This window comes from Campylobacter sp. BCW_6467, from assembly GCF_001762855.1.
Classification (GTDB): Bacteria; Campylobacterota; Campylobacteria; order Campylobacterales; family Campylobacteraceae; genus Campylobacter_D; species Campylobacter_D jejuni.
The window spans coordinates 43,821-53,266 of sequence record NZ_MJXP01000049.1; the positions used below are offsets into that span (position 1 = coordinate 43,821).

Annotated in this window: 11 protein-coding genes, 1 tRNA gene and 1 pseudogene; 7 read left to right on the top strand and 6 right to left on the bottom strand. The window is 29.7% G+C overall.

Annotated features, from left to right (window positions below):
- From pckA to AJ888_RS07540, 4 genes are read right to left on the bottom strand one after another with little or no spacing between them, the layout of a single operon-like run.
- The gene (gene pckA, locus AJ888_RS07525; protein WP_002861623.1) at positions 1-1,575 is read right to left on the bottom strand and encodes a phosphoenolpyruvate carboxykinase (ATP); all 1,575 of its coding nucleotides are present in this window, start codon (positions 1,573-1,575) and stop codon (positions 1-3) included.
- A gap of 12 nt (positions 1,576-1,587) precedes the next feature.
- A complete protein-coding gene (locus tag AJ888_RS07530) occupies positions 1,588-3,387 on the bottom strand; it encodes a biotin/lipoyl-containing protein (protein WP_002861624.1) in 1,800 nt (599 codons plus the stop codon).
- A gap of 32 nt (positions 3,388-3,419) precedes the next feature.
- A complete protein-coding gene (locus AJ888_RS07535) occupies positions 3,420-4,760 on the bottom strand; it encodes a sodium-dependent transporter (RefSeq protein ID WP_002861625.1) in 1,341 nt (446 codons plus the stop codon).
- 12 nt (positions 4,761-4,772) lie between these two features.
- Positions 4,773-6,107 carry a sodium-dependent transporter gene (locus AJ888_RS07540; RefSeq protein ID WP_070296225.1) on the bottom strand — a complete coding sequence of 445 codons (1,335 nt, stop codon included), beginning with the start codon at positions 6,105-6,107 and terminating at the stop codon, positions 4,773-4,775.
- A 231-nt stretch (positions 6,108-6,338) separates the two neighbouring features.
- Between AJ888_RS07540 and AJ888_RS07545 the strand changes: the two genes are divergently transcribed.
- From AJ888_RS07545 to AJ888_RS09525, 7 genes are all read left to right on the top strand, one after another.
- A complete protein-coding gene (locus AJ888_RS07545) occupies positions 6,339-6,677 on the top strand; it encodes a F0F1 ATP synthase subunit C (RefSeq protein WP_002861627.1) in 339 nt (112 codons plus the stop codon).
- Positions 6,678-6,710: 33 nt separating this feature from the next.
- Positions 6,711-6,796 (top strand) — tRNA-Leu (locus AJ888_RS07550).
- A 182-nt stretch (positions 6,797-6,978) separates the two neighbouring features.
- Positions 6,979-7,194: an Arm DNA-binding domain-containing protein gene (locus AJ888_RS08975; protein ID WP_002881691.1), complete on the top strand. Its 216-nt coding sequence runs from the start codon at positions 6,979-6,981 to the stop codon at positions 7,192-7,194.
- 65 nt (positions 7,195-7,259) lie between these two features.
- Positions 7,260-7,463 carry a phage integrase central domain-containing protein gene (locus tag AJ888_RS09655; protein ID WP_374700110.1) on the top strand — a complete coding sequence of 68 codons (204 nt, stop codon included), beginning with the start codon at positions 7,260-7,262 and terminating at the stop codon, positions 7,461-7,463.
- Between the two features lie 117 nt (positions 7,464-7,580).
- Positions 7,581-7,877 (top strand): tyrosine-type recombinase/integrase, encoded by a 297-nt coding sequence (locus AJ888_RS08980; protein WP_257841622.1) that lies wholly within the window; start codon positions 7,581-7,583, stop codon positions 7,875-7,877.
- 8 nt (positions 7,878-7,885) lie between these two features.
- Positions 7,886-8,185 carry a tyrosine-type recombinase/integrase gene (locus AJ888_RS08985; RefSeq protein ID WP_002881695.1) on the top strand — a complete coding sequence of 100 codons (300 nt, stop codon included), beginning with the start codon at positions 7,886-7,888 and terminating at the stop codon, positions 8,183-8,185.
- Between the two features lie 157 nt (positions 8,186-8,342).
- A complete protein-coding gene (locus AJ888_RS09525) occupies positions 8,343-8,567 on the top strand; it encodes a hypothetical protein (RefSeq protein WP_002861514.1) in 225 nt (74 codons plus the stop codon).
- Positions 8,568-8,609: 42 nt separating this feature from the next.
- Here the strand turns inward: AJ888_RS09525 and AJ888_RS07565 are convergent, their stop codons facing one another.
- Positions 8,610-9,209: a tyrosine-type recombinase/integrase gene (locus AJ888_RS07565; protein WP_079744356.1), complete on the bottom strand. Its 600-nt coding sequence runs from the start codon at positions 9,207-9,209 to the stop codon at positions 8,610-8,612.
- Between the two features lie 55 nt (positions 9,210-9,264).
- A pseudogene (locus AJ888_RS09660) lies at positions 9,265-9,446 on the bottom strand (hypothetical protein); the annotation flags it as partial.

Consider the following 9,446-nt stretch of genomic DNA (forward strand, 5'->3'; position numbering starts at 1 on the left):
TTAAATTTTTGGTCCAAATTTGCTAAATTCAATGCCTTCTTTGACATCTTCGTAACGTTTAAAATTTTGTATAAACATATGTGCTAATTTATCTCTTGTTGCAATATAATTATTTTTATCTGACCAAGTATTTATAGGATTTAAAAGCGTGCTTTCTACACCTTCTAAAGCTTTTGGAATAGCTAAATCAAACACTTCAAAATTTTCAAATTTGCATTTTGCAATACTTCCATCTAGAATAGCATTAATGCAAGCCCTAGTAGCCTTAATACTCATTCTTTTACCCACACCGTAGCTTCCACCGCTCCAGCCTGTATTAACAAGATAAACATTAGCTTCATGCTTTTCAATCTTTTCACCAAGTAATCTCGCATAAACCGTTGGATGCAAAGGCATAAAAGGTTCTCCAAAACAAGCTGAAAAAGTTGCTTGAGGTTCTAAAATACCACGCTCAGTTCCAGCTACTTTTGCTGTATAACCACTTAAAAAATAATACATAGCCTGCTCTTTGCTTAGTTTACTTACTGGAGGTAAAATTCCAAAAGCATCTGCACTTAAAAATATAATATTTTTTGGATGCCCTGCTTTTAGACTAGGCTCATGATTTTCAATATGCTCTATAGGATAAGAAACTCTTGTATTTTCTGTTTTTGAAGCATCAGCATAATCAACACTCTTATCGGCTCTTAAAACTACATTTTCTAAAAGTGCATTTCTTTTAATGGCACCATAAATTTCAGGCTCATGTTCAGGATCGAGATTGATTGTTTTTGCGTAACAACCACCCTCAAAATTAAATACACCTTCATCATCCCAACCATGTTCGTCATCACCTATAAGCTTTCTTTTTGGATCGGTTGAGAGTGTAGTTTTTCCAGTGCCACTAAGTCCAAAGAAAAGTGCTACATCACCTTTTTCTCCGACATTTGCACTACAATGCATAGAAAGTTTATTTTCTAGTGGCAACCAATAATTCATCATAGAAAAAATACCTTTTTTCATTTCTCCGCCATACCAAGTTCCACCAATAACTGCTATATTTTCTTCAACATTAAAGATTACAAAAACCTCTGAATTTAAACCATCTTGTTTGTAATCTTCATTGATACATTTGCAAGCATTATAAACAATAAAATCTGCTTTAAAATTCTCAAGTTCTTCTTGACTTGGGCGAATAAACATATTTTTAACAAAATGCGCTTGCCATGCAATTTCAGTAACAAATCTTACTGCTTTGCGACTTTGCAAAGAAGCGCCACAAAAAGCATCTTGAACATAAATTTTCTTTCCACTTAATTCTTGTTTTGCTTTAGTCAAAAGCTTATCAAATAATTCTTTTGTAATGGGCTGATTTACCTTTCCCCAAGCAATATACTTACTAGATGGATCTTGTTTTACAAAATATTTATCTTTAGGACTTCTACCTGTAAAAATCCCTGTATCTACACAAAAAGTATCATTATCCGTACTTAAACCTTCATTATTTGCTTTTTCATGAGCATTTAATTCATCATAACTTAAATTATGAAAAATTTCTTTTATATTATCCAAACCTAAATTATCAAATTTTTTCATCTTTCCCTCACTTTAATTCTTATAGATAGCTAATACTTCGCCTTCGTTAACAGTATCGCCTATTTTAATACAAAGCTCTGAAATAATTCCATCTTTTGGAGCATTAACCTCAATCTCCATTTTCATTGCTTCTAAAACCATGATGGCTTGACCTGATTTTACTTCTTCACCTTCGTTAACATAAATTTTAAAGACATTACCTGAAATACCTGCTAAAACTTCATTTTCAGCATCTACAGAACTTGTTGAATTTGAAGAAACAATATTTTTATTTTCTTCTACTTTTTTTACACTTTTAACATTAACATCTTTATCAAAACCATAGCTTACCTCTACATGATATTTATTACCATTTACAGCTACGGTAAATTTGTTTTCATCTACACTCATAGGCTTTGGCATACTAGCTAATTTGCGTACATTTACCTTTGCCTCTCCTTTTAAAAATGCTATACCTTTTTCTTTACAAGCTGCTGCAATAAATATATTTTCTTCACTCGTTTCTATACTCTCTTTTTCAAGCAAGGTTTTAGTATAAACTATACTTTTACTCTCATCTTTATCAGCTATATTAATAGCAAGCTCTGTAGTAGGTTCTAAATTAAGTTGTTTTGAAGCAAGTTCAACAATATTTGCATCGGGTGTAACAGGAGTTTTTCCAAAATAACCAAGCACCATTTTTCCATAACCTTCTGCTATTTTTTTCCAAGGTCCAAACATCACATTATTAAAAGCTTGTTGAAAATAAAATTGAGAAACTGGAGTAACCGAAGTACCAAATCCACCTTTTTCTACAACTTCTCTCATAGCATGAATGACTTGTGGAAATTTATCTAAGATATTATTATCTCTCATCATTTGTGTATTTGCTGTTAAAGCTCCTCCTGGCATAGGAGAAAAAGGAATAAGTGGATTTACCATAGTAGCTTCAGGTGGTAAAAAATATTCTTTTAAACAATCTTTTAAAACTTCTTCGTATTTTAGAATTTTTTCTTCCTCAAGTCCGCCTAAATCATAATCTTTGCCTTTTAAAGCATGCATCATGGTTAAAATATCAGGCTGAGAGGTTCCGCCACTTACTGGAGCCGCAGCCAAATCGATACCATCAACCCCTGCTTCAAGTGCTGCAAGATAGCAGGCTATACTCACTCCTGCAGTTTCATGCGTATGAAGTCTAATGTGTGTATCTTGAGGTAAAATTTTTCTAGCCATTTTAATGGTTTCATAAATTTTATTTGGATTAGAAGTCCCACTTGCATCTTTGAAACAAATACTATGAAAAGGAATTTCTGCTGCTAAAATTTCTTTTAAAATTTTTTCATAAAAAGGCACATCATGGGCACCTTTACAATTTGGCGGTAAATCCATTAAAGTGATAGTAATTTCATGCTTTAACCCATGTTTTACTATACATTCACCACTAAATTTTAAATTATTTACATCATTAAGGGCATCAAAATTTCTTATCGTTGTAGTACCGTGTTTTGCAAAAAGTTTTGCATGCAAATCAATAAGTTCACTACTTCCAGTATCTAAAGTAACGGTATTGACCCCTCTTGCTAAAGTTTGAAGATTGGTATCTTTTCCTACAATAGCCCTAAATTTATCCATCATGGTAAAAGCATCTTCATTAAGATAAAAATACAAGCTTTGAAATCTAGCACCACCGCCAAATTCAAAATGTGTAATGCCTGCTTCTTTTGCTGCTTCTACTGCAGGAAAAAAATCATCCATTAAAACCCTAGCTCCATAAACAGACTGAAAACCATCTCTAAAGCTTGTATCCATTACATCGATGAATTTTTTAGCCATTATTTTTCCTTAAAAAAATATTTTTTTCATTATTATACAAAAATTTGATAACACATTACCAAAATTATTGCTATAGGCGATATAAAACGAATAAAAAACAACCAAATTAAGAAAATTTTTCGACTTATAAATTTAGAAAAAATTTTATAAATTTGTTTTTTATTCATAAAAAAACCTACAAATATAGAGCATGCTATAGCACCAAGTGGAAGTAAAAAATTTGAAGTTAATTTATCCAATAAAGTAAAAAAATCTTTGCCAAAAAAACTAAACATAGAAAAAAAATTTAAATTTAATGACAAGATACAACAAATTCCAAAAACAAAAACAAATAAACCTATTAGAAATAGAGCTTTAACACGAGAAATTTGATAGTTATTAATCATATAAAAAGTTAAAGGCTCTATCATTGAAACAGCTGAAGTAATACCAGCAAAAAAAAGTGCTAAGAAAAAACAAAATGCAAAAATATAGCCTAAAGCTCCAAGTTGATTAAACAAACTCATCAAGGATACAAAAACAATTCCTGCTCCTTGAGTATGCGGATCGGCTCCAAATTCAAAGATAAAAGTAAAAACAATAAGTCCCATGATAAAAGAAATCAATAAGTTAATCAAAACAATATACACTGAACTTTTTATAAAATTTGTTTTTTTATCCAAGGCTGATGAATATGTAACTATACAACCTATTCCCAAGCATAAGGTAAAAAATGCAAGCCCTAAAGCTTCGGCAATAGAGCTAAATTTAAAATGTGAAAAATCAGGATAAAATAAATAAGAAAAAGCATTTGCAAAACCTTGCTTAAATCCCATACAATAAAACAACATAAAAACAAGCATTAAAAATAAGCTAGGCATTATAGCAACGTTTAATTTTTCAATCCCTTTGATTAAACCTTTAGATACTATTAATAAAGTAAGAAAAAAAGATAAAATGAAGAAAAAAACAGAACTTGTCAAATTTGCAGTAATTAAATTCTGAAAATTACTTGCTGCTTCATCTAAGGTTTTAGGAAGATAATAAAGACTAACTACAGTATATTTTAAAACCCATCCCATAATAACTAGATAAAAAGAGAGAACAAAAATACCACCTAACATAAAAACGCCTCCATATCGCCATCTATTACCATATTTTATGGCAAGATTTGAATAAGCATTTGCAAGATCACTTTTACTTAAACGTCCCATAGCCACTTCAGCCAAAAAAATACTAAATCCTATGGTTAAAGTAAAAAACAAATATAAAAGCACAAAAACAAAACCACCATTTTCTGCACTTAAGGTTGGAAATTTCCAAGCATTACCTAAACCAACGGCTCCACCAGCAACAGCCAATACAAAACCGATTTTTGAAAAATATGTTCTCATTATTTTTCAAACTCACTTTAAAAAAGCGGCTATCATAACTATAACAACAGCCAAAGGGGAAATAAATCTCAAAAACACATACCAAAGTTCAAAAAATATACCCCTCATATAAGGTTCAAATAAAATTTTTAAAGCTTCTTTTTTCATCACAAATCCCACAAAAATAGCTGCCAAAATTCCACCTAAAGGCATAATAACCTTACTTGAAATACTATCAAGCAAATCAAAAAAACTCATTCCAAAAAATCCAAACTGAGTACTTTTTAAAGAAGATAAAATACACAACATTCCTAAAATATAAACAACAATTCCTATTAAAATCAAAGCTTTTTTACGGCTCATGCCAAAAGTATTAATAAGATAAAAAGCAAAAGGCTCTATCATTGAAACAGCTGAAGTAATACCAGCAAAGATTAAAGAAATAAAAAATGCTGCTCCAAAAATACAACCAATCACCCCAATTTTTTCAAATAAAGTAGCTAAGGAAATAAAAACAAGTCCTGGTCCTTGCTGATTAGGATTGTAGCTAAATTCAAAGATAAAAGTAAAAACAACCAAACCCATTAATAAACCAACTAAAAGATTGATAAAAATAATATTTAAAGTGCTGGTAATAAAATTAGTTTTATCAGGCAGACTAGCAGAATAAGTAATAATCGTTCCAACGCCCAAAGAAAGACTAAAAAAAGCAAGTCCTAAGGCTTCAAGAACATTTGAAGTGTTGATTTTGGAAAAATCAGGTACAAAAAGAAATTTAACCGCCATCATAAAACCATCTTTACTAATAGCATAAACAAGCATCAAAATAAGTAAAATAAACAATGAAGGCATCATCCAAACATTTAACTTTTCAATCCCATTCTTAACACCTTTAGAAACAACATAAAAAACACATAAAAAAACCAAAGTAAAACAAATAAACTGACTTAAAAAATCCTCACTTGTAAAAAATCCAAACTGTGCTTTACTTACTTCTAGATCCATAGGCAAATTTCCAGTGATACTTAAAAACACATATTTAACTATCCAGCCAATCACTAAGGTATAAAAAGAAACTATTAAAATCGCTCCCACCATAGTAAAACCAACATAAGACCAAGCTTTTTTATTTGAAGGTGCTAACTTTTCATAGGCATTAACCGGATCTTTTTCACTAATTTTTCCTATGCTAAGCTCAGCTAAAAATATCACAAAACCTACACCTAAAGTAAGAATTATATAAAGCAAGATAAAAGCAGATCCACCACTTTGACCTACTAGTGTTGGAAATTTCCAAGCATTACCCAAGCCCACTGCTGAACCTGCTACCGCTAAAATGAAACCTATTTTTGAAAATTTAGAACTCAATGTTACAACCTTAATTTAAAAATTATTTTAAAATATTATTAAAGCAAAAAAACTTTTAAGCTTTATTGAAAACAATCAAATTTAAATCAAAAATGTGAATTTTTGTAAATTTCAATAAAAATAAAGATACTTTTGGTTATAATTCGGCTTTATTTTTAAGTCTTAAGTAGGGATACGCAAGCCGAACTGATTTAAAAATTGAAAAAATTTTTTTATAGAAAGGTTAAGATAATGAAAAAAGTTCTTTTTTTATTATTAGCATGTTCAGCAGTAGCTTTTGCAGCTGAAACTAATGCTCCAGTAGAGCAAGAAGCTATTAATGTATGGATTAAAGCATTTTCAGTTCTTGCAGCAGGTTTAGGTCTTGGTGTTGCAGCACTTGGTGGTGCTATCGGTATGGGTAATACTGCAGCGGCAACAATTGCAGGAACAGCTAGAAACCCTGGCCTTGGGCCAAAATTAATGACAACTATGTTTATCGCTTTAGCGATGATTGAAGCACAAGTTATCTATGCTCTTGTTATCGCGCTAATAGCACTTTATGCAAATCCTTTTATAGTTTTACAATAAAACTTATCAAAGCCCTTTTTGGGCTTTTTTTATGCGGTTATGGTGGAATTGGTAGACACGCCATCTTGAGGGGGTGGTACGCTCTGCGTGTGCGAGTTCAAATCTCGCTAACCGCACCATCGATACTATAAACTACTATAAATATCATACTTATAAAATATCGATAAAATAGGCATTTATAGCTATATAAAGCCTAAATTAAAGTTTTTTCCGTTAAAATTCATTTCGAAACTTTTTTCCTAACTTTTTATTTTTTATTCTAAAAAGTTAGGAGAAATTACCACAAGGAGTCTATTTTTAAATGCTTACACAGAAAGATATAGTAAATATTAGTCCAAAAGATAAAAAATTTTTAATTAGCGATAGTGATAATTTATTTGTATTAGTTTATCCTAGCGGCAAAAAGTCTTTTGTATTTGATTGTAAAGATCCAAAAACAAGAAAATTAAAAAGAATAACTTTGGGGCAATTTCCGCAAATATCAATTAAAGAAGCTCGAGATAAAAAAATGAGATAAAAACTTTACTAAAAACTAATGAAAGTATAAGAAAAAAAGAAGGATGTGATACAAGTTTTAGAAAAATTGCTGAACAGTATTTTCTTCAAAAAAACGACATAACAAAACGCACTCTCAATGAGTCTATTAAGCGAATGGAAAATCATTGCTATCCTATTATAGGAGATATTCCCATTAGTAATCTTAAAAGAAGCGACATTTTAAATGTTCTTGAAAAAATAAAACTACAAAAAAATCCGAAGTCGGTAAAAAAATATTTACAACATTAACTTATGCAGTTAACAAAGAGATGATTGAAAATAATATTATGCTTGGTATAAAAAGAAAGGATTTGGTCTATAACAAAAAAAACAAGACATTTTGCGACTATTACGGAAGTTTCAAAAATTAAAGAATTAATTGAAAATATTATTTATATACAATGTGATACAAATACAAAAATGGCAATCTTATTGTCGCTTCTTACTGCGCAAAGAAGTTTTAGCATAAGAAGTGCTGCTTGGGAAGATATTGATTTAGAAAATGGCTTGTGGAGCATACCTGCTTCAAAAATGAAAATGAAAAAAGCGCATTGTATACATCTAAGTGATATTGCAGTGCAATTATTAAAAGAATACAAACAAATAAGTCATCATGATCTTTTATTTAAATCCATTAAACAAAAAAGAAAGGCGATGGACTAAATGAGATCTTGAGTGATAATACAGTAAGAATGGTATTTAGAAGAATGGGATATTCAAATGAAGATTTTACTCCACATGGTTTTAGATCTATGTTTAGTACTCTAGCTCACGAAAATATTCAAAAACATCAGTTTAGTAGCAATATTATAGAAATGTGTTTGGCACATACGGAAAAAAATAAGGTTAAAGCTTCATATAATTTTGCACAAAATTTAAAAGAGAGAAGGGAGTTGATGCAATGGTATAGTGATTATTTGTGCGAAATATGCCCAAAATTAAAAGATTTTATTTTACTTGATTTTATATAAAAAGGAATAATATGAAAAACAAATATTTAAAAGAAGCATTCACTCGGGTGGGGGGGGGGTTGAAAATAAAGAAAATAGAGAAAAACTCATAAAAACCCTAATAATACACTTAAATTCTTATCTAAAAACTAAAAATAATCCAGAAAGAATTAATATTTTGGTTGAAATATATCAAGAATTACAAAAAGGTAGCCAAACTCCTGATCTTATTGATATAGAAGAACTTGAATTTAACAAAGAAGACATTTTCAAAGAATTATTTTATGCTTTAGGCGGTTTAGGAAGTATGTATTCCGTAGAAATGATACAATCAAGAATTGCAAATTTCATCAAAATACTTGGCGGAGAACCTAAACTTTTATTAGAAAGATTTACAGCATAGACTTCAAAAAGAAGTCTATGTAAATACTCAATTTTAGAAAAATTAATTATTCAATAACGCAGCTTTTATTGTATCATTTGTTGCTTTGGCATATATAGTAGTAGTATTTAGATTTGCATGTCTTAGAATTTTTTGTATGACCACAAGGTTTGTTCCTTTGGCTGTTAATCTCATGGCTAAAGTGTGTCTAAGCAAATGAAGTCCTTTTTTACTGATCAAAGCTTTAGCATAAATATTATTTACAATCAAAAAAGCATTGCTTCTATTTAAATGTTTTCCTGTGCTAGTTTGCATTATGTAATCACTATCTTGGATATTTTCTTTAAAATATTCAAGCTCATCATCTACTTCTTCTTTTTTAATAAATGCAAATTGTTCTTTACCGCCCTTGCCTATTATGGATATTTTTAATATTTCATCATCAACCTCTTCAAAATCACAAAGTTTTACATTTAAAGCTTCAGAAATTCTAAGTCCTCCATAAAGCATAAGTTTTATCAGTAAAGAATTTCTAAAACTATTGTAAACTTCTTTTTTTGCTTTTTCTTTCTCTAAAACATTATTTAGCCTTATAATTTCATTTTCATTAAGATAATTTAATTTTTCTTCTGATTTTTCTGTTCTAAATCTAATTTTCTTCATATCAAAGGAAAAAACAAACAAATCATCATTATTATCGCTTATAAAAGAAAAAAAGCTAGTTAATACTCTCAAATAAGTTATTTTTGTTTTTTTTTGATAGTTTATTGCCATTTTTTGAATTATTTTCTAAATAATTAAGAAAATTGACTAAAAAAGTCGTTTTTATATCGTTTATTTGCATTTTATCTTGATAATCTAAAGAATATTCTACAAGATCTAGTAAAATACGCCTATAAA

Coding starts and splice junctions, on each gene's coding strand:
- pckA (WP_002861623.1), bottom strand. CDS start 1,575: ATGAAAAAATTTGATAATTTAGGTTTGGATAATATAAAAGAAATTTTT.
- AJ888_RS07530 (WP_002861624.1), bottom strand. CDS start 3,387: ATGGCTAAAAAATTCATCGATGTAATGGATACAAGCTTTAGAGATGGT.
- AJ888_RS07535 (WP_002861625.1), bottom strand. CDS start 4,760: ATGAGAACATATTTTTCAAAAATCGGTTTTGTATTGGCTGTTGCTGGT.
- AJ888_RS07545 (WP_002861627.1), top strand. CDS start 6,339: ATGAAAAAAGTTCTTTTTTTATTATTAGCATGTTCAGCAGTAGCTTTT.
- AJ888_RS08975 (WP_002881691.1), top strand. CDS start 6,979: ATGCTTACACAGAAAGATATAGTAAATATTAGTCCAAAAGATAAAAAA.
- AJ888_RS07565 (WP_079744356.1), bottom strand. CDS start 9,209: ATGAAGAAAATTAGATTTAGAACAGAAAAATCAGAAGAAAAATTAAAT.